An 18,896-nucleotide genomic window follows, 5' to 3' on the forward strand; every position below is an offset into this window, starting at 1 on the left:
GCACCGCCGCCACAAATTGCCCGCGTACCGACGCACCAACCGCCGAGGGGTCCCGTTCCGTGAGTCTGCATCCCACCCTCCAGCCCTACGCCGACGCCTGGACCCACTCCATCGAAGCGATATCCGAGCTGGTGACGCCGCTCGTGGAGGGCGAGTGGAATCGGCGCACGCCGTGCCCCGGCTGGTCGGTGCGCGATGTGGTCTCCCATGTCATCGGCCTGGACTGCGAGATGCTCGGCGACCCGCGCCCCATCCACACGCTCCCGCGCGACCTCTTCCACGTCACCAACGACCAACAGCGCTACATGGAGATGCAGGTCGACGTCCGCCGTCATCACACGGCGCCGGAGATGACGTCCGAGCTGGAGTACACGATCATCCGCCGCAACCGCCAGCTGCGGAACGAGTCCCGCGACCCCGGCACGAAGGTGCGCGGCCCGCTCGGCGCGGAGCTGACGCTCGAAGAGTCGATGCGCAACCACGCCTTCGACGTGTGGGCCCACGAACAGGACCTGCGCGCCGCCCTCGGCCGCCCCGGCAACCTCGACTCCCCCGGCGCCCACGTCGCCCGCGACGTCCTGCTCTCCAAACTCCCCGAGATCGTCGCCACCAAGGCCGACGCCCCGCGCAGCTCGGCGATCGTCTTCGACGTCCACGGCCCGATCGAGTTCCTCCGCACGATCCGCATCGACATCCAGGGCCGCGGCACCCTCGAAACGGCCCCCGCCCTCGGCCCCGCCGCCACCCTCACCCTCGACTGGGAAACCTACGTCCGCCTGGCCTGCGGCCGCGTCACACCGGAGGCAGCCGCGGACCGCGTAAAGGCAGAGGGCGACACGGGCCTGACAACAGCGATCCTGCGCAACTTCACGGTGACGCCGTAGCGACGACACCGGCTCGCGCCGACCAGCACAGTCCAGCGCGCCCGACGTTTGAGGACGAGGCTCCCATCACCTGGGGCGCCTTGGTGGAGCGACGGCGACGTCTCGGCGCCGGTCCGTGCCTTTCAGCCTGTCCGGCGTTTGAGGACGAGGCCCTTTAAGGGCCGAAGCGGGGGTCTGGGGACGGCAGCCCCCAGAAGCGGGCCGGGGTCGAAGGGGCAGCGCCCCTGGTGGATGGGACGGGTAGGGGCGGCGGGGGCGAGAAAAACCGCTGTCTCCGACTCCCCACCCACAGCTACCGTCCGTCCGTGACCGACACAGAAACCAACACCAGCCACCCCCCACGCCTCACCCGCCTGACCTTCCACGGCCCCCTGTCCGAGACCCGGGCGAACACCCTCGTCCACCGCCTCACCCGCACAAACCCCACCACCGTCCTGGACATCGGCTGCGGCTGGGGCGAACTGATGCTCCGCATCCTGACCGCCACCCCCGAGGCAACCGGCATCGGCATCGACCTCAACACCGCCGACCTGACCCGCGCCCGCCACAACGCCGAGACCAGAGGCCTGACCCAACGAGCCGAGTTCATCGAGGAATCCGCCACGGACACCTCGCACGGCCCCGCCGACCTGGTCCTGTGCCTGGGAGCAAGCCAGGCCCTGAGCACAGCCGAACCCCCGCATCACACGCCCGACGCCCTCCGCGCACTACGCCGCCTGGTCAGCGACCACGGCCGAGTCCTCCTCGGCGAGGGCTTCTGGCAGCGCACCCCGACCTCCGCCGAACTCAAGGGCATGTGGCCGGGCGCAGCCGCCACCGACCACCACGACCTCGCCACCCTGCTCGACCTCGCGGTCGCCGCCGGCTTCCGCCCGGAGTGGACCGAGACGGCGACCATGGACGAGTGGGAGGAGTTCGAGTCGGCATACCAGGCGGACCAGGAGATATGGCTGGCCGGCCACCCCGACCACCCCCTCGCCGCCGAGACCCGCGAACGCCTGGACCGCCACCGCGCCCAGTGGATGAGCTACCGCGGGGTCCTGGGCCTGGCCTACCTCACCCTCGTCCCGGCCCGCTGAACCCCCGTACCGGTCTGCCGGCTCACGCGGGAACGTGCACCGTCTCCACCCTGCTGGCCACCAGCCGTTCCCGCTCCCGCCGCGCCGCCCGCTTCCGCAGCCGCAGGATCTGGCTGACCCCCAGCGCCTGGAGCACGAACACCACCGAGAAGGCGACGGCGTAGTCGCCCCCGGTCGCATCCAGCAGCACACCGATCGCGAACAGCGTCGTCATCGAGGCGACGAAACCGCCCATGTTGGTGATCCCGGACGCCGTCCCCTGACGCTCCGGCGGATTCGCCGGCCGCGCGAAGTCGAACCCGAGCATCGAGGCCGGCCCGCACGCCCCGAGCACCGCGCACAGCACGAGCAGCAACCACATCGGCGCCGCCTCACCGGGCCAGACCAGCGTCGTCGCCCACAGCACCGCCGTCGCCCCGACGGTCCCGAGCGCCAGCGGCAGCCGCGCCTCGTGGTGCCGGGCGACGACCTGGCCGTAGACCAGACCGAACACCATGTTCGACAGGACGACGAGGGTGAGCAGTTCACCGGCCGTGGCCCGGGACAGCCCCTGCGCCTCCACCAGGAACGGCATCCCCCACAGCAGCAGGAACACCATCGCCGGGAACTGCGTCGTGAAGTGCACCCACAGGCCCAGCCGGGTGCCAGGCTCCCGCCAGGACGCGGCGATCTGGCGTCGTACGTACGCCGCGCCCAGGTGCGGAAGCGGCTCCGGCTCGTGCCCCTCGGGGTGGTCCTTCAGGAACAACAGCATCAGCACGAGTACGACGACACCGGCCCCCGCACTGCCGGCGAACGCCGCCGTCCAGCCCACCCCGTGCAGCAGCCGCGCGATCACCAGCGTGGAGACGAGGTTGCCCGCCATGCCCGCGAGCCCCGCGAGCTGGGCGATCAGCGGACCGCGCCGGGCCGGGAACCAGCGGGTGCCGAGCCGCAGCACGCTGATGAACGTCATCGCGTCGCCGCAGCCGAGCAGCGCGCGCGAGGCGAGGGCCATGCCGTACGACGGCGAGAAGGCGAAGCCGAGTTGGCCCGCCGTGAACAGCACCACGCCCAGGGTCAGCACCTTCTTGGTGCCGAGCCGGTCGACGAGCAGGCCGACGGGTATCTGCATGCCCGCGTACACGAGCAGTTGGAGGATCGAGAACGTCGACAGGGCCGAGGCGTTCACGTCGAAGCGGTCGGCGGCGTCGAGGCCGGCGACCCCCAGCGACGTACGGAAGATGACGGCGACGAAGTAGACCGAGACGCCTATGCCCCAGACCGCGATGGCGCGGCGGCCGCCCGGAGGATCGCCGGGCAGTGCGGCGTACTTCATCGTTCCTCACCTCGTGCGAGGTGCGAGAACCAGTCGATGTGCCGGTGGACCAGCCCGACGGCGGCCTCGGCGTCCCCGGAGCGCAGGGCCTGGAGGATCTCCTCGTGCTCGACGAGGGTCTTGGCGATCCGGTCGGGGTGGGAGTGCAGTACGGCGACGCCCATGCGCAGTTGCCGGTCGCGCAGTTGGTCGTACAGCCGCGAGAGGATCTCGTTGCCGCCGCTGCGGACGATCTCCGCGTGGAAGCACCGGTCGGTGACGGCGGCTCCGGCGAGGTCACCGGCGGCGGCCTGCGCCTTCTGCCGGGCGAGCAGTTCCTCCAGGCGCTCGATGAGGCCGGGCGGCGCCGGTACGGCCTTGCGCGCGGCGTGCTCCTCGACGAGTATCCGCGTCTCCACGACGTCCTTGATCTCCTGTGCGGAGACCGGCAGGACCAGTGCGCCCTTCTTCGGGTAGAGCTTGATCAGCCCCTCGACCTCCAGCCGCAGCAGCGCCTCCCGCACCGGGGTGCGCGAGACCCCCACGGCCTCGGCGAGCTCGCCCTCGGTGAGCAGCGTCCCGCCCTCGTAACGGCGATCCAGGACGCCCTGTTTGACGTGGGTGTAGACGCGGTCGGCGGCGGGGGGCTGCTTCAGGGGGGCGGGTGGGGCGGTAGGCATGAGCACAGCATAGATACAACACGTACGCATGGCGGTATTGGTCCATCATGCGGACGCACGGCCGACTCTCGCCCACAAAGGACAACCCGCCTCAACAACCACACAACCTTCTGTGCTACTTACGTGTCACACACGTGCGGCCCGCCTGTCTTCCCCTCCAACTTGGCCGCACTCAGGGGCATTCGACGTAATCGGGGTATTTCAGTTGATAACCGCCACCAAGGGCTTCCGCATCCGCAGAGCCGCAGCCGTCGCCGTGACGACCGGCGCCGTGCTCGCCACCGGAGCCCTCACCGCGGCACCCGCGCAGGCCGTGACGGCGCCCACCATCACCGCCAAGGGCGGGTACCTGATGAACAGCGCGACCGGCACGACCCTGTTCGCCAAGGCCGCTGACACGAAGAGGCTCACCGCCTCCACCACGAAGGTCATGACCGCGAAGGTCGTGCTCTCGCAGTCGAACCTCAACCTGGACACCAAGGTCACGATCAAGAAGGAGGTCAGCAACTACATAGTCTCCAAGGGCGCGTCGTCGGCCAACCTGATCGTCGGTGACAAGGTCACCGTCCGTCAGCTGCTGTACGGGATGATGCTCAAGTCGGGCTGTGACGCCGCGATGACCCTCGCCGACAAGTTCGGCACGGGCACGACGGTGAACGCTCGCGTGAAGTCGTTCATCGGCAAGATGAACACCATGGCCAGGAGCCTGGGCATGACGAACACGCACTTCGACTCGTTCGACGGCATCAGCAACGGCTCCAACTACTCGACGCCGCGCGACCTGACGAAGGTCGCCCGCAGCGCGATGAAGAGCTCGACGTTCAAGACCGTCGTGAAGACCAAGTCGTACACGGCGAAGACGATCACGAAGACGGGCGCCACCCGCACGATGGCGGCGTGGAAGAACACCAACACGCTGCTCGGCTGGAACGGCACGCTCGGCATCAAGACCGGCTCCGGCACCGAGGCCAAGTACTGCCTCGTCTTCGCGGCCACGCTCAACGGCGAGTCGGTGATGGGCACCGTCCTCACCGCTCCCAATGAGGCCAGCCGCACGACGGACGTGAAGAAGCTCATCAACTACGGCTACGCCAAGATCAGCTGACACACGCAGTCACACAGCAAAGGGGCGGCCACTCGAGAGTGGCCGCCCCTTTCGCTACCGCCTGTGTCGGTACCGCCTGTGCCTCACGCCCAGGTGATCAGCCGCTTCGGCTGCTCCAGGATCGCCGCCACGTCCGCCAGGACCTTGGAACCCAGCTCGCCGTCCACCAGACGGTGGTCGAAGCTGAGCGCCAGGGTCGTCACCTGACGCGGCTTCACCTTGCCCTTGTGGACCCACGGCTGGAGCTTGATCGCGCCGACCGCGAGGATCGCGGACTCACCGGGGTTGAGGATCGGGGTCCCGGTGTCGACACCGAAGACGCCGACGTTGGTGATGGTGACCGTGCCGCCCTGCATCGCGGCGGGGGTGGTCTTGCCCTCCCGCGCCGTCGACACCAACTCACCGAGTGCTTCGGCCAGTTGCGGAAGCGTCTTGGTGTGGGCGTCCTTGACGTTCGGGACGATCAGACCGCGCGGGGTCGCCGCCGCGATGCCCAGGTTGACGTAGTGCTTCCGCACGATCTCCTGGGCCGCCTCGTCCCAGGACGCGTTGACGTCCGGGTTGCGCTTGATCGCGACCAGGAGGGCCTTGGAGATCAGCAGCAGGGGGTTCACGCGCAGGCCCGCGAACTCCTTGTCCTCCTTGAGCTCCTCGACCAGCTTCATCGTGCGCGTCACGTCCACCGTCACGAACTCCGTGACATGCGGTGCCGTGAACGCCGAGCCGACCATCGCCGCCGCCGTGGCCTTGCGGACGCCCTTGACGGGGATACGGGTCTCCCGGGCCGTGTCGTACGCGGCGACCGGCGCCGGGGTGGCGGCGGGAGCGGCGACCGGGGCGGCCTGGGGCACCGGCTCGGCGGCCGGGGCCGGCGGGGCCACCGCCGCGTGCACGTCCTCCCGGGTGATGATGCCGTCGGGGCCGGTGGGCGTCACCGTGGCCAGGTCGACGCCCAGGTCCTTCGCCAGCTTGCGCACCGGCGGCTTCGCCAGCGGGCGGGGCGGCTGCGGCGCCTGGGCGGGAACGGGACCATGTCCGTTGAGCCCGTTCAGCTCGGACTGCACGGCCTGCACTGCCTGCGCCGCCGCCACGGGCTCCTGGCGCGCGGCGTCGGCCCCCTTGCGCGGGCGGCGCTTCGTCGAGGACGCGGCCACGCCGTAGCCGACCAGCACCGGCTGACGGCCCGAGCCCGCCGACTTGGGCTCGTCCTCCGGGGCCTCCGGCTGCGCGGCCGGCGCCGGAGCGGCGGCGGCCGCCGACCCGCCCGCGACGTCCACCGCGATGATCGCCGTACCGACGTCCACCGTCGCGCCCTCGGGGAAGTGCAGCTCGCTGACCACCCCGTCGTACGGGATGGGCAGTTCCACGGCCGCCTTGGCCGTCTCGACCTCGCACACCACCTGGCCGTCGGTGACCGTGTCGCCCGGCTGGACGTACCACTTGAGGATCTCCGCCTCCGTGAGGCCCTCGCCCACGTCGGGCATCTTGAACTCGCGCACGGACGCTTCCGTCATCGTCGTCACGACCCTCTCCTCAGTACGCCAGGGCACGGTCGACGGCGTCGAGCACCCGGTCCAGACCCGGCAGGTACTCCTCCTCCAGGCGCGCCGGCGGATACGGGGCGTGATAGCCGCCGACCCGCAGAACCGGGGCCTCCAGGTGGTAGAAGCAGCGCTCCGTGATCCGGGCGGCGATCTCCGCGCCCGAGCCGAAGAACACCGGGGCCTCGTGGACCACCACCAGGCGGCGGGTCTTCTCGACGGAGGTCTGGATGGAGTCGAAGTCCAGCGGCGAGACCGAGCGCAGGTCCAGGACCTCCAGGTTCCTGCCCTCCTCGGCGGCCGCGTCGGCGACCTCCTGGCACAGCTTCACCAACGGGCCGTACGCGGCCAGGGTGAGGTCCGTGCCCTCGCGGACGACCTTCGCCTTGTGCAGCGGGCCGGGGATGGCCTCGGTGTTGACCTCGCCCTTGTCCCAGTAGCGCCGCTTCGGCTCGAAGAAGATCACCGGGTCGTCGCTCTGGATGGCCTGCTGCATCATCCAGTACGCGTCCGACGCGTTGGACGGCGACACGATCTTCAGGCCCGCCACATGCGCGAAGAGGGCTTCCGGCGACTCCGAGTGGTGCTCCACCGCGCCGATGCCGCCGCCGTAGGGGATGCGCACGACGACCGGCAGCTTGACCTTGCCGAGCGAGCGCGCGTGCATCTTCGCGAGCTGCGTGACGATCTGGTCGTACGCCGGGAAGACGAAGCCGTCGAACTGGATCTCCACCACGGGCCGGTACCCGCGCAGGGCGAGGCCGATCGCCGTGCCCACGATGCCCGACTCGGCCAGCGGGGTGTCGATGACCCGGCTCTCGCCGAAGTCCTTCTGCAGGCCGTCCGTCACACGGAAGACGCCGCCGAGCTTGCCGACGTCCTCGCCCATGATGAGGACCTTGGGGTCCGTGTCGAGGGCGCGCCGCAGCGACTCGTTGATCGCCTTGGCCAGAGCCATGCTTTTCGATGTCACAGCCTTGCCGGTCTCCGCTGCCATGTCAGGCCCCCTCTACGTCCGCGAACGACGCCTGGTAGGCGGCGAACTGGGCGCGCTCCTCGTCGACGAGCGCATGCCCGTCCGCGTACACGTTCTCGAAGATGGCGAAGTGGTCCGGGTCCGGCATGGCACGGACCGCTTCGCGCACTCGTTTGCCCAACGCCTCGCTCTCGGCCTCCAGTTCCGCGAAGAATCCCTCGTCCGCGTGGTTTGAAGCCTCGAGGTACCGGCGAACGCGCAGGATCGGGTCCTTCGCCTCCCAGGCCTCGCGCTCCTCGTCGGCCCGGTACTTCGTCGGGTCGTCGGAGGTGGTGTGGGCGCCCATGCGGTACGTGTACGCCTCGACCAGCGTCGGTCCCTCGCCGGACCGGGCGCGCTCCAGCGCCCACTTCGTCACGGCCAGGCAGGCCAGGACGTCGTTGCCGTCGACGCGGACGCCGGGGAAGCCGAAGCCCTGTGCGCGCTGGTAGAGCGGCACCCGGGTCTGCTTCTCGGTCGGCTCCGAGATCGCCCACTGGTTGTTCTGGCAGAAGAACACCACGGGGGCGTTGTAGACCGCGGAGAAGGTGAACGATTCCGCGACATCGCCCTGGCTGGAGGCGCCGTCACCGAAGTACGCGATGACCGCGCTGTCGGCGCCGTCCTTGGTGATGCCCATCGCGTATCCGGTCGCGTGCAGCGTCTGGGAGCCGATGACGATCGTGTAGAGGTGGAAGTTGTTGCTGTTCGGGTCCCAGCCGCCGTTGTTCACGCCGCGGAACATGCCGAGCAGGTTGGTCGGGTCGACTCCGCGGCACCAGGCGACGCCGTGCTCGCGGTAGGTCGGGAAGACGTAGTCGTCCTCGCGGGTGGCCCGGCCGGAGCCGATCTGGGCGGCCTCCTGGCCCAGCAGCGACGCCCACAGACCCAGCTCGCCCTGACGCTGCAGGGAAGTGGCCTCGGCGTCGAAGCGACGGGTGAGCACCATGTCGCGGTAGAGGCCGCGGAGCTCTTCGGGGGTGATGCCGGCGACGTACTTGTCGTACTCGGCGTTTTTGACGCGCTTGCCCTCGGGGGTGAGCAGCTGGACCAGCTCAGGGTCCGTGCTCGCCGATTTCCTTGTGGTCGTGCTCTTGCCGGCCGTGCTCTTGGTACCGGCGCTGCGTCGCGGTTTCCGCGCGGCAGTGCTCTCCACGGTCACGTGTGCTCCTCCGTCGGTCCGGCTACCCGGGTTCGCCGGGTGCCAGTGCAGCTCACCTGCGGCCCTCGAGCGCACGGGGTGGGGTGCGGCTCGATGGGGACAGGCGTGACAGGTGCCCCGGCGAGCGCCCTGCAACAGGCACGTTACCCAGTGCTCCACATTTCTGTGAAACCCCTCCTGACCTGCGTTTTTGCTTGGATATCCAAGTAAATCGCGAAAGCCGGGAACAAGTCCTGGTCACAGCCTTGCAGGGGGCCGGAACAACGGCACGTTATATCGGTGACCCAGGTCACGGGAAGAGTCATCGAGGGCGAGGTCACCGAAGTCGTGTGACGCTGCTCTCGTTCACGAGGGCAGATATGTCAGGTTATGCCCGCTGAGTGATTCGGCCACCCGTCGTAAACGGCCCGCGCGCGTGAAGCCCGTTTCCGGGCCGCACGCGCGCGTGGGGACGTTTTCGGTCAGTCCGAGCCGGTGGGGCGGGGCCGGTCAGACACCGCCGCCGGTGCCGCCCGTCGGCAGCGTGGGCTCCTCGGTCGGATCCTCGGTCGGATCCACCGTCGGGTCCTCCGTGGGCTCCTCGGTCGGATCCTCGGTCGGCTCCGCCGTGGTCGGATCCTCGGTCGGCGAGTACGTGGGATCCTCGGTCGGCGTGAACGTCGGATCCTCGGTCGGCTCGTAGGTCGGGTCGATGCCCGTGCCGGTGCCGTCGTCCGTGACCGTGTCGGTCGGCTCCTCGGTCGGCTCGTCGCTCGGCGTCTCGCTGTCCTTGTTCTCGTCGGTGGTCTGCGAGGTCGTCGGCGTCGGCGTGGTGTCGCCGCCCCCGCCGCCACCGCCGCCGTTGTTCAGCGCCAGCGCGACACCCGCCGCGATGGCGATCACCGCGAAGACGGCGAGGATCCACAGCTTGCCGCGGCCGCTGCCCTTGTTGCCGTGCCCCTCGAAGCCGCCGTCGTCCCCGCCGCCGTATCCGGAGGGCAGGATCGGCTGCGGGATCTGCGTCGTACCGGAGCCGGAGTCGCCGGGGTGCCCCATGACGGTCGTGTTCGCGAAGCCCGCGGCCGGGGTGTGCCGGCCGTCGTGCATCGCCACCGGGCCGGTGTTCCAGGTGCCGGTGTGGCCGCCCTGGTCGTACAGCATCTGCAGGCCGTACTGGACGAGGCCGCGCATCTCCTCGGCCGTCTGGAAGCGGTCGTCCGGCTCCTTGGCGAGCGAGCGCATGACCAGGCCGTCGAGCTCCGGCGGCGTCGCGTCGGAGACCTCGGACGGCGGGGTCGGGATGTCCTGGACGTGCTGGTAGACCACCGACAGCGGGGTCTCGCCGGTGAACGGCGGCCGCAGCGCGAGGAGTTCGTAGAGGAGGCAGCCGGTCGCGTACAGGTCGGAGCGGTGGTCGACCGCCTTGCCGAGCGCCTGCTCGGGCGAGAGGTACTGCGGGGTGCCCATGACCATGCCGGTCTGCGTCATCGTCGACTGAGCGCCGTGCAGCGCGCGGGCGATGCCGAAGTCCATCACCTTCACGGCGCCGTTGTGGGTGATGATGACGTTGGCGGGCTTGATGTCGCGGTGCACGATGCCGTGCTGGTGCGAGTAGGCGAGGGCCTCCAGGACACCGGAGACGATGATCAGGGCCTGCTCGGGCCCGGGCGCCTCGGCGTTGAGGAGGAGGTCGCGGATCGTACGGCCCTCGACGATCTCCATGACGATGTACGGCACCGCGTGGCCGTTCACGAAATCCTCGCCGGAGTCGTACACGGCGACGATCGCGTGGTGGTTGAGGCCGGCCACCGACTGGGCCTCGCGCGTGAAGCGGGCCTTGGAGACCGGGTCCTCGGCGAGATCGGAGCGCAGCAGCTTGACCGCCACGGTGCGCCCGAGGCGCACGTCCTCGGCGGCGAACACCTCGGCCATGCCGCCCCGGCCGAGTCTGCGGGTCAGCCGATAACGGCCGTCCCCGACAAGTCCGCCGTTACCCCACATCTCCGGCGCGTCTGACATACCGCCGCCAGCCGCCTCGGGGTCGGACGGGCCCTGAGCGCGCTGCTGCTGTGCCATCGGTCCTCGCCGTCGTTTCTGCCCGCGGTGCGCGCGGTGTTGTTACGGTCTCCGTCGGCCACGCTACAGGCTCCGCGCAAGCCGTCGGTCCGAGACGGTCGCCCCAAACCGGAAGGAGACGGACCGGCCATCAAACCGGTACCCCGTCCCCTCGTGCAAATTCTGTGTACCGCCCGTACTGCCCCTGTAACGCTTCCGAGACTCTTCTTTCGCGTACGGTCACGGAACGGGCACCTCGCTTGACCTGTCAGTGCCGTGGGGCAGACTTGGCCGGGAATAGCACATGGATCACTCGGACCACGCGGATCAACTGATCCACACAACTGATCCACTCAACCGATCCACGGCAATCGCAGGGGCCCAAGAGGCTACGGGGGAAGCAGAACATGAGCCAGGACGGCGCACAGGGCGCGAACGCGGGGCGGGCCCTGGCCGGCGGCCGCTATCAGCTGCGCGACCTGCTCGGCCAGGGCGGCATGGCCTCGGTGCACCTCGCGTACGACACCGTGCTCGACCGGCAGGTCGCGGTCAAGACGCTGCACACCGAGCTCGGCCGCGAGCAGGCGTTCCGCGAGCGCTTCCGCCGCGAGGCGCAGGCCGTGGCGAAGCTCACGCACACCAACATCGTCTCGGTCTTCGACACCGGCGAGGACACGCTGTCCGACAGCGGCTCCCCCGCGGGCGACGGCATGCCGACGCCGTACATCGTCATGGAGTACATCGAGGGCCGGCCGCTCAGTTCGGTCTTCGACGAGGACATACGGCAGTTCGGCGCGGTGCCCGCCGACAAGGCGCTGAAGATCATCGCGGATGTGCTCGCGGCGCTGGAGATCAGCCACGAGATGGGGCTGGTCCACCGGGACATCAAGCCGGGCAACGTGATGGTGAACAAGCGCGGCGTCGTCAAGGTGATGGACTTCGGCATCGCGCGCGCCATGCAGTCCGGTGTGACCTCCATGACACAGACCGGCATGGTGGTCGGCACCCCGCAGTACCTCTCACCGGAGCAGGCGCTGGGCCGGGCCGTGGACGCCCGCTCCGACCTGTACTCGGTCGGCATCATGCTGTTCCAACTGGTCACCGGGCGACTGCCGTTCGACGCGGACTCGCCGCTGGCGATCGCGTACGCGCATGTGCAGGAGGAGCCGGTGGCGCCCTCCTCGATCAACCGCGCCCTGCCGCCGGCCGTGGACGCGCTGGTCGCCCGCGCGCTGAAGAAGAATCCGAACGAGCGCTTCCCGAGCGCCGAGGCCATGCGCGACGAGAGCCTGCGCGTGGCCGCGTCCTTCCAGGCGGCTCCGCCGAGCATCGTGCCGGGCGCGCAGACGCAGAACGGTCAGGGTGTCGGCGCGGCGGTGTTCCCGCCGGTCGTCCAGACGCCCCCACCGGCCGCCCCCGTCCAGACGCCGTACCAGCAGACCCCGCCCCCGAACCCGTACAGCACCCCGCCGCCGGCGATGCCCGCGGCGTACGGCTATCCGCAGCAGCCCGGTCATGGGACGCCCCCGCCGGCCGCTTACTCCCCGCAGCCGGGCATCTCGACCCCGCCGCCGGGTGTCCCCGCCCCGCCGCCGTACGGCATCCCGCCCCAGCCGCAGCGCCCTTCGGGCGGCGGCAAGAACCGGTCGACGATCATCGTCTCGATCGTCGTGTCCGTCGTGGCGGTGGTCAGCCTCATCCTGGCGACGACGCTGAACGACGACGGCGGCAACGACGATCCGTACAGCCTGCCGACGAGCGACTACACCTACAGCTACAGCCCGTCCCCGAGCCCGACGGGCACGGGGACGGACGCGCCGGGATACCGGGAAGGGGACACCACGAACACGGTCGAGACGACCGCGTGCACCGACCCGTTGAAGACCTACGACGACACCGGCTACGTGCGGGCACCGAGCTTCATGTTCAAGTCCTGGCCGTCGGTCAAGAAGTGCCTGGACGCCGCGGGCTGGGACTACAAGACGGTCGAGGTGAACGAGAACCTGTTCGGCCACAACACCGTCATGGCGCAAACGCCCAAGTCCTACAAGGAGTTCGACCCGGACAACCCGCCGGTGTTCACGATCGAGGTCTCGACGGGTCTTCCGAAGTAAGGCGGCGGTAACGTCCGTCCATACCGACGTCCGTGATGACGTCCGTGATGTGAAAGGGCCCGGCAGCATCGGCTGCCGGGCCCTTCTCGTGTCGGGGGACGGTGGTACGGGTACGGCCCGTTACAGGTACGGCCCACCCACTCGGCCGCCCTGGCCCGGCTCGCCGTCCTCGTGGCCGCCGACGCCCGGCGGGAGGGCGCGACGCATCTGCTCCAACTGGGCGCGGGCCGCCATCTGCTGGGCGAACAGCGTGGTCTGGATGCCGTGGAAGAGGCCCTCCAGCCAGCCGACCAACTGGGCCTGCGCGATGCGCAGTTCCGCGTCACTCGGGGTCGCTTCGTCCGTGAACGGCAGGGAGAGCCGCTCCAGCTCCTCGACGAGCTCCGGCGCCAGACCGTCCTCCAGCTCCTTCACCGAACTGGCGTGGATCTCCTTCAGCCGGACCCGGCTCGCCTCGTCCAGAGGAGCCACGCGGACTTCTTCGAGCAGCTGCTTGATCATGCTTCCGATGCGCATGACCTTCGCCGGCTGCTCGACCTGCTCCGTCACCGGGATCTCGCGGGAGTCCTCGTCTCCGTTGCCGCCGGTGAGCGCCATCCCGTCCTGGCCCACGACCAGGATCTGGGGGGTCTCGGGCGACCTTTCGTTCCTCGGCATCTCCATGCCGCCATTCTCTCGCACCCGTACAGCTCATCATCGTGGTGCCCCCCGTGGGGAGAGATCCACCGTTTACGGTGCGGGACTTTTCGTCACTCTTCGGCGTCCCCGGCCCGGGTGAGTCGCAGGAGACGGGCCTCGCAGATGTCGAGCCAGCGGCTCTCCGCCTCGGCGTGGAAGACGAGCTGCTCCAGGACGAGCAGCCGGGCCAGCTCGTCCGGATGCTCGTGCGCCCGCGCCAGCGCCTCGGCCCGCTGCCGTACGTAGCCGTGCAGGGCCTCGGTCACATGTCTGCGCTGCGTTCCCACGACTTCGCGTACGTCGATGCCGGGCGCTCCGACCGCCATCACCAGCTTGATCGCCAGCTCGTCGCGGGGCGGGCTCACCCGCTGCACGGGACGCGCGAACCAGGCCCGCAGCTCGGCGCGGCCCGCCTCCGTCAGCGTGTACAGCACCCGCCCCGCCTGGTCCACACCGTCCTGCACGACCAGGCCGTCCCGCTCCAGCCGGCCGAGGGTCGTATAGACCTGGCCGATGTTCAGCGGCCAGGTCCCACCCGTGCGCGCCAGGAATTCGGTACGCAGCCGCGAGCCGTAGCGGGCGCCGGGTTCCAGGAGCGCCAGCAGCCCGTGTCGTATCGACATACCCGGATTGTGCGCCGGATTCGGTCGGGTGGCGGAGTGCGGAATGCCGGGTGTGGTGGGTTCTGTGAGGCTTGTCCCTATGACTCCATGGCTGGCCGTGGTGGGAAAACGACGGGTACGGGATGCGTCCGGTGGTGTGGGGGCCGGGTGCGGGTCGGCGGGTGCGTGGTGCCGGCCGGCGGGTGTGGGGGTGACTGGGGCTGCGAGTGCGGCTGGGGCTGTGGGCACGGGTGTGGATGCGGGTGCGGCTGCGGGTGCTGGTGCTGGTTCCGTAGAGCAGCGGATGATGCGGGCCGCCTCGGGGCCTGCCGTCAGGCCCGGGCAGTTCGTCCCGGGTGCTGCGATCGCCGCCTCGCCGAGGGCTGGGCGCGGGGGCGCCGTCGCCCGGTTCTCACCGTCGGGGGGCGTGGGCGGGATCAGCGTGCGGTTGGCCCTGGGGGCGGTGCAGGGGCGGCCAGCGATTCAGGGGCGGTCGGCGGTGCGTGGTCTCGTGGCTCTTCGGGCGTGGAGATTCCTGGTTGTGCTGGTGGTGGGGGTGGCTATGGGGCTGTGGGGGGCTGGAGTGTCGTACGGCCATGAGGGTCCGCGCGGTGCGGGCGGTGCCGGTAGAGCCGGTGTGCTCGGGACTCCCTCCAGCTCCGCGGCCGGGTCCCGGGCTCCCTCCGCGCCTACAGGTTCGCCCAGGAGTTCCTTCGGGGAAGCCTCGGGGGAGTCATCGGGCTCCCCAGCCGAACCCCGGCCCTCCTCCAGCCGTTCGGATGAGTCCGAGGCAGCCTCTGACCTCTCCGCAGCGCCTGGAGAGTCCACGGCGCCCAAGGAGCCCCGGGAATCCGGGAAGCCCCAGGAATCCAGGGAGCCCCGGGCTTCCGGGGAGTCCAAGGCATCCAGGGGATCCGGAGAGTCCAGGGGGTACGGCAAGCCCAAGCAGCCCCGGGAGTCCAGGGAGCCGAAGGCGTCGTCCGCCTCTGCCGCTCACGGGCCCGTCACCTCCCCGCCCGCGCCCTCCGACGGGCCGTCCCGGGCCGGGAGCCGGGCGGGCGAGGGGCGGCAGCGGCCGGGGCGGGAGAAGGGACCGCTGGAGGACGAGGAGGCGACACGGGACGAGCCGGACGGCGGCGTGGGCGACGACGGCGACGACACGGGCGACGAAGAGCGCGACGGCGCGACGTTGCCGGAGGCGGAAGCTGAGGGCGAGGACGACGGCGGCAGTGCGCCCGAGAGTGCGGATACTGCCGACGACCCCGCTCGGGACGCCTCCGCGGAGCCCTCCGCCCCGCTCACGCAGCACGTACGGCAGCCCGTCACGCATGCCGAGGGCCCCGTCGAACCCGTGATGCAGATCCTGCCGCTCGGCAGCGGGCTGGTACTCGTCGGACTCGGCCTGGGCCTCGCCTTCGTCGGCCTGCGGCTACGGCGCGGCTAGAGGGGCGGAGGTCCTCCGGAGCAGGCGGACTCCGGGTAACGACTCCTCGTGGGCGACCGAGTCGAGCCGCGCACAGCCTCCGCCCTCCGCCGCCCGGCGACGCTCGCCCCGACAACCGCTCAACCACCCCTACGGCACAACAAGCAGCACCTTCCCCACATGCCCGCTCTCCTCCACCACCCGGTGTGCCTCGGCCGCGTCGCTCATCGGGAGTTCGCGGTCGACGACGGGACGTACGTGGCCGGCGTCCAGCAGCGGCCACACATGCTCGCGTACTGCCGCCACGATCGCCGCCTTCTCGGCGACCGGGCGGGCGCGCAGTGAGGTAGCGCTGATGGCGCCGCGCTTGGCCAGGAGTGCGCCGATGTTCAGCTCGCCCTTGACGCCGCCCTGCATGCCGATGATCGCGAGACGGCCGCTGACGGCGAGGGTCTGGACGTTGCGGTCGAGGTACTTGGCGCCCATGTTGTCGAGGATGACGTCGGCCCCGGCCCCGTCGGTGGCCTTCTTGACCTCGGCGACGAAGTCCTGTTCCCGGTAGTTGACCAGGATGTCGGCGCCCAGCTCGGCACACCGGTCCAGCTTCTCCTTGCTGCCCGCGGTGACGGCGACCTTGGCGCCGACGGCCTTGGCGAGCTGGATGGCCATGGTGCCGATGCCGCTGGAGCCGCCGTGCACGAGCAGGGTCTCGCCGGGGCGGAGGTGGGCGACCATGAAGACGTTCGACCAGACCGTGCAGACCACCTCGGGCAGGGCGGCGGCCTGGGTGAGGCTCAGGCCCTTGGGCACGGGGAGCAGTTGGCCGGCCGGTACGGCGACCTTCTCGGCGTAGCCGCCGCCCGCGAGCAGCGCACACACCTCGTCGCCGACGGCCCAGCCGGAGACGCCGGGGCCGACCTCGGCGATCCGGCCGGAGCACTCCAGGCCGGGGTAGGGGGAGGCGCCGGGCGGCGGGTTGTAGAAGCCCTGTCGTTGCAGGATGTCGGCGCGGTTGACGGCCCCGGCCACCACCTCGACCAGCACCTCGCCCTCACCGGGCACGGGATCGGGGACCTCGTCCCACACCAGCGCCTCGGGCCCACCAGGTTCGGGAATCGTGATCGCATGCATGGCACGGACGCTACTCCTCGGCCTTCGCTCACCGGCCCGCGTACCCCACACGGGGCGTCCCGCCCGCACCCTCACAGCCTCGCCGGGACCGTCCCCAGCCCCGCCCGCGGCCTCCCGCCTCCGTCCCCGGCCCCATCCCCCCTCGGACCTTGGACCGGTCTCTTCGAAAATCCCTGTGCGCCGCCGATGAGTTTGCGCGACCGTAAAAGTCTCCCCATGCGTAGCCAAGAACGCGGAAGGACCACCCGGAAGGACCCCGACAGCATGAGCACGCAGACGACGACCGGTCTCGCCATCGAGACCGCCGGCCTGGTGAAGACGTTCGGTGAGACACGGGCCGTCGACGGCGTGGACCTCGCGGTTCCGGCCGGCACGGTCTACGGCGTCCTCGGCCCGAACGGCGCCGGCAAGACGACCACGGTGAAGATGCTCGCCACCCTCCTACGACCCGACGGCGGCGAGGCCCATGTCTTCGGCCACGACGTCGTGCGCGAAGCCGACGAGGTGCGCGGCCGGGTGAGTCTCACCGGGCAGTACGCCTCCGTCGACGAGGACCTCACCGGCACCGAGAACCTGGTCCTGCTGGGCCGGCTCCTCGGGCACGGCAAGCAGGCCGCGCGGCAGCGTTCCGGGCAGCTCCTGGAGGCCTTCGGACTGACCGACGCGGCCGGGAAGCAGGTCAAGAACTACTCCGGCGGCATGCGGCGCCGTATCGACATCGCCGCGTCCATCCTGAACACCCCCGACCTGCTCTTCCTCGACGAGCCGACGACCGGTCTCGACCCGCGCAGCCGCAACCAGGTGTGGGAGATCATCCGGGCGGTCGTCGCCCAGGGCACCACCGTGATGCTGACCACGCAGTACCTGGACGAGGCCGACCAGTTGGCGTCCCGTATCGCCGTCATCGACCGCGGCAAGGTCATCGCCGAGGGGACCAAGGGCGAGCTGAAGGCGTCCGTCGGCGCGGGGTCCGTACATCTGCGGTTGCGTGACCCGGCACAGCGGGACCTGGCGGCGGACCTGCTGGTCCGTGCCCTCGACGCGCATGTGCAGCCGGAGCCCGACCCGGTGGCGCTGACCGCCCGCCTTAGTGGGGCGGCGAGCGACGACACCGCGGCCGAGCAGGCCGCCCGCGCGCTGAACGAACTCGCCCGCGCCGGCGTCACCGTCGACAACTTCTCGCTGGGCCAGCCCAGCCTGGACGAGGTGTTCCTCGCCCTCACCGGACACGACACCGGCGAAGCCGGCGACGCCGACGACAGGAAGGACGAGGTGGCGGCATGAGCACCGCGACGACCACCGAGAACAAGGAACTCGCCCCGGTCAGGGCCGAGTCGCTCGCCGCGCTGCTCGTCGCCGGGGAGCGGCCGCCGCGGCCCAGCGCCTGGTCGGCCTCGATGACCTTCGGCTGGCGGGCGATCCTGAAGATCAAGCATGTGCCGGAGCAGCTCTTCGACGTCACCGCGTTCCCGATCATGATGGTGCTGATGTACACGTACCTGTTCGGGGGCGCCCTGGCCGGGTCGCCGAAGGAGTACATCCAGTTCCTGCTGCCGGGCATCCTGGTGATGTCGGTCGTGATGATCACGATGTACACCGGTGTCTCGGTGAACACCGACATCGAGAAGGGCGTCTTCGACCGCTTTCGGTCGCTGCCCATCTGGCGGCCGTCGACCATGGTCGGCTATCTGCTCGGCGATGCCCTGCGCTACACCATCGCATCCATCGTGATGCTCACCGTCGGCATCATCCTGGGCTACCGCCCGGACGGCGGCGTCGTCGGCGTGCTCGCCGGGATCACGCTGCTGGTCGTCTTCTCGTTCGCGTTCTCGTGGATCTGGACGATGTTCGGGCTGATGCTGCGTTCCGAGAAGTCGGTGATGGGCGTCAGCATGATGGTGATCTTCCCGCTCACCTTCCTGTCCAACGTCTTCGTCGACCCGAGCACCATGCCGGGCTGGCTCCAGGCCTTCGTCAACAACAGCCCGATCACCCATCTGTCCTCGGCCGTGCGCGAGTTGATGGCGGGTGACTGGCCGGCCGACGAGATCGCCTGGTCACTGGGCTGGGCCGGGCTGTTCGTGCTGGTCTTCGGGCCGATCACGATGCGGCTGTACAACCGCAAGTAGCCGGCCGACGCAAGTAATCCGC

General features: G+C 70.1%; 16 protein-coding genes. 7 read left to right on the forward strand and 9 right to left on the reverse strand.

Annotation, left to right across the window (positions count from 1 at the left end; genetic code table 11):
• Positions 1 to 59 precede the first annotated feature (59 nt).
• The gene (locus ACIA8X_RS03280; RefSeq protein ID WP_399457690.1) at positions 60 to 884 is read left to right on the forward strand and encodes a maleylpyruvate isomerase family mycothiol-dependent enzyme; all 825 of its coding nucleotides are present in this window, start codon (positions 60 to 62) and stop codon (positions 882 to 884) included.
• A 305-nt stretch (positions 885 to 1,189) separates the two neighbouring features.
• A complete protein-coding gene (locus ACIA8X_RS03285; RefSeq protein WP_399457691.1) occupies positions 1,190 to 1,963 on the forward strand; it encodes an SAM-dependent methyltransferase in 774 nt (257 codons plus the stop codon).
• Between the two features lie 22 nt (positions 1,964 to 1,985).
• Here the strand turns inward: ACIA8X_RS03285 and ACIA8X_RS03290 are convergent, their stop codons facing one another.
• Together ACIA8X_RS03290 and ACIA8X_RS03295 are read right to left on the reverse strand one after the other, a co-directional pair.
• The gene (locus tag ACIA8X_RS03290) at positions 1,986 to 3,281 is read right to left on the reverse strand and encodes a nitrate/nitrite transporter (protein ID WP_393454092.1); all 1,296 of its coding nucleotides are present in this window, start codon (positions 3,279 to 3,281) and stop codon (positions 1,986 to 1,988) included.
• Positions 3,278 to 3,940, reverse strand: a complete 663-nt coding sequence (locus ACIA8X_RS03295) for a GntR family transcriptional regulator (RefSeq protein ID WP_393454089.1) — start codon at positions 3,938 to 3,940, stop codon at positions 3,278 to 3,280. The genes ACIA8X_RS03290 and ACIA8X_RS03295 overlap by 4 nt, the downstream gene beginning before the upstream one ends.
• Positions 3,941 to 4,145: 205 nt before the next feature.
• On the opposite strand from ACIA8X_RS03295, the gene ACIA8X_RS03300 reads away from it, so the two are divergent.
• A complete protein-coding gene (locus tag ACIA8X_RS03300; protein WP_393454086.1) occupies positions 4,146 to 5,045 on the forward strand; it encodes a D-alanyl-D-alanine carboxypeptidase family protein in 900 nt (299 codons plus the stop codon).
• A gap of 83 nt (positions 5,046 to 5,128) precedes the next feature.
• On the opposite strand, the gene ACIA8X_RS03305 is transcribed toward ACIA8X_RS03300, so the two are convergent.
• The 4 genes from ACIA8X_RS03305 to ACIA8X_RS03320 all read right to left on the reverse strand — a co-directional run bounded on the left by ACIA8X_RS03305 (position 5,129) and on the right by ACIA8X_RS03320 (position 10,818).
• A complete protein-coding gene (locus ACIA8X_RS03305) occupies positions 5,129 to 6,568 on the reverse strand; it encodes a dihydrolipoamide acetyltransferase family protein (RefSeq protein WP_399457692.1) in 1,440 nt (479 codons plus the stop codon).
• Between the two features lie 10 nt (positions 6,569 to 6,578).
• Positions 6,579 to 7,583: an alpha-ketoacid dehydrogenase subunit beta gene (locus ACIA8X_RS03310; protein ID WP_393454080.1), complete on the reverse strand. Its 1,005-nt coding sequence runs from the start codon at positions 7,581 to 7,583 to the stop codon at positions 6,579 to 6,581.
• Between the two features lies 1 nt (position 7,584).
• Entirely contained in the window at positions 7,585 to 8,763 is a 1,179-nt protein-coding gene (pdhA, locus tag ACIA8X_RS03315; protein WP_393454077.1) for a pyruvate dehydrogenase (acetyl-transferring) E1 component subunit alpha, read from the reverse strand.
• A 489-nt stretch (positions 8,764 to 9,252) separates the two neighbouring features.
• Complete coding sequence (locus ACIA8X_RS03320; RefSeq protein WP_393454074.1) at positions 9,253 to 10,818, reverse strand: protein kinase; 1,566 nt, start codon at positions 10,816 to 10,818, stop codon at positions 9,253 to 9,255.
• Positions 10,819 to 11,204: 386 nt separating this feature from the next.
• On the opposite strand from ACIA8X_RS03320, the gene ACIA8X_RS03325 reads away from it, so the two are divergent.
• Entirely contained in the window at positions 11,205 to 12,911 is a 1,707-nt protein-coding gene (locus tag ACIA8X_RS03325) for a protein kinase (RefSeq protein WP_393454071.1), read from the forward strand.
• A gap of 120 nt (positions 12,912 to 13,031) precedes the next feature.
• On the opposite strand, the gene ACIA8X_RS03330 is transcribed toward ACIA8X_RS03325, so the two are convergent.
• Both ACIA8X_RS03330 and ACIA8X_RS03335 read right to left on the reverse strand, forming a co-directional pair.
• Positions 13,032 to 13,574 (reverse strand): bacterial proteasome activator family protein, encoded by a 543-nt coding sequence (locus ACIA8X_RS03330; RefSeq protein ID WP_093907591.1) that lies wholly within the window; start codon positions 13,572 to 13,574, stop codon positions 13,032 to 13,034.
• 86 nt (positions 13,575 to 13,660) lie between these two features.
• Entirely contained in the window at positions 13,661 to 14,212 is a 552-nt protein-coding gene (locus ACIA8X_RS03335) for a PadR family transcriptional regulator (RefSeq protein WP_393454067.1), read from the reverse strand.
• A 1,117-nt stretch (positions 14,213 to 15,329) separates the two neighbouring features.
• Here ACIA8X_RS03335 and ACIA8X_RS03340 point away from each other — a divergent pair.
• Positions 15,330 to 15,635 (forward strand): hypothetical protein, encoded by a 306-nt coding sequence (locus tag ACIA8X_RS03340; RefSeq protein WP_393454064.1) that lies wholly within the window; start codon positions 15,330 to 15,332, stop codon positions 15,633 to 15,635.
• A 129-nt stretch (positions 15,636 to 15,764) separates the two neighbouring features.
• Here ACIA8X_RS03340 and ACIA8X_RS03345 read toward each other — a convergent pair whose 3' ends face one another.
• Positions 15,765 to 16,745 (reverse strand): NAD(P)H-quinone oxidoreductase, encoded by a 981-nt coding sequence (locus ACIA8X_RS03345; RefSeq protein WP_393454061.1) that lies wholly within the window; start codon positions 16,743 to 16,745, stop codon positions 15,765 to 15,767.
• A gap of 264 nt (positions 16,746 to 17,009) precedes the next feature.
• Between ACIA8X_RS03345 and ACIA8X_RS03350 the strand changes: the two genes are divergently transcribed.
• Positions 17,010 to 18,029, forward strand: coding sequence for an ATP-binding cassette domain-containing protein (locus tag ACIA8X_RS03350; protein WP_393454058.1), 1,020 nt, complete (start codon positions 17,010 to 17,012; stop codon positions 18,027 to 18,029).
• Positions 18,026 to 18,874, forward strand: coding sequence for an ABC transporter permease (locus ACIA8X_RS03355; protein ID WP_399457693.1), 849 nt, complete (start codon positions 18,026 to 18,028; stop codon positions 18,872 to 18,874). The genes ACIA8X_RS03350 and ACIA8X_RS03355 overlap by 4 nt, the downstream gene beginning before the upstream one ends.
• Positions 18,875 to 18,896: the final 22 nt, after the last annotated feature.

This window comes from Streptomyces sp. NPDC051738 (assembly GCF_044453205.1).
In the GTDB taxonomy this organism is placed as follows: Bacteria; Actinomycetota; Actinomycetes; order Streptomycetales; family Streptomycetaceae; genus Streptomyces.

Bases quoted from the DNA above. Each gene is read 5' to 3' on its own strand.
- ACIA8X_RS03350 (WP_393454058.1), top strand. From the start codon at position 17,010: ATGAGCACGCAGACGACGACCGGTCTCGCCATCGAGACCGCCGGCCTG.
- ACIA8X_RS03330 (WP_093907591.1), bottom strand. From the start codon at position 13,574: ATGGAGATGCCGAGGAACGAAAGGTCGCCCGAGACCCCCCAGATCCTG.
- ACIA8X_RS03345 (WP_393454061.1), bottom strand. From the start codon at position 16,745: ATGCATGCGATCACGATTCCCGAACCTGGTGGGCCCGAGGCGCTGGTG.
- ACIA8X_RS03355 (WP_399457693.1), top strand. From the start codon at position 18,026: ATGAGCACCGCGACGACCACCGAGAACAAGGAACTCGCCCCGGTCAGG.
- ACIA8X_RS03310 (WP_393454080.1), bottom strand. From the start codon at position 7,583: ATGGCAGCGGAGACCGGCAAGGCTGTGACATCGAAAAGCATGGCTCTG.
- ACIA8X_RS03290 (WP_393454092.1), bottom strand. From the start codon at position 3,281: ATGAAGTACGCCGCACTGCCCGGCGATCCTCCGGGCGGCCGCCGCGCC.
- ACIA8X_RS03320 (WP_393454074.1), bottom strand. From the start codon at position 10,818: ATGGCACAGCAGCAGCGCGCTCAGGGCCCGTCCGACCCCGAGGCGGCT.
- ACIA8X_RS03335 (WP_393454067.1), bottom strand. From the start codon at position 14,212: ATGTCGATACGACACGGGCTGCTGGCGCTCCTGGAACCCGGCGCCCGC.
- ACIA8X_RS03295 (WP_393454089.1), bottom strand. From the start codon at position 3,940: ATGCCTACCGCCCCACCCGCCCCCCTGAAGCAGCCCCCCGCCGCCGAC.
- ACIA8X_RS03325 (WP_393454071.1), top strand. From the start codon at position 11,205: ATGAGCCAGGACGGCGCACAGGGCGCGAACGCGGGGCGGGCCCTGGCC.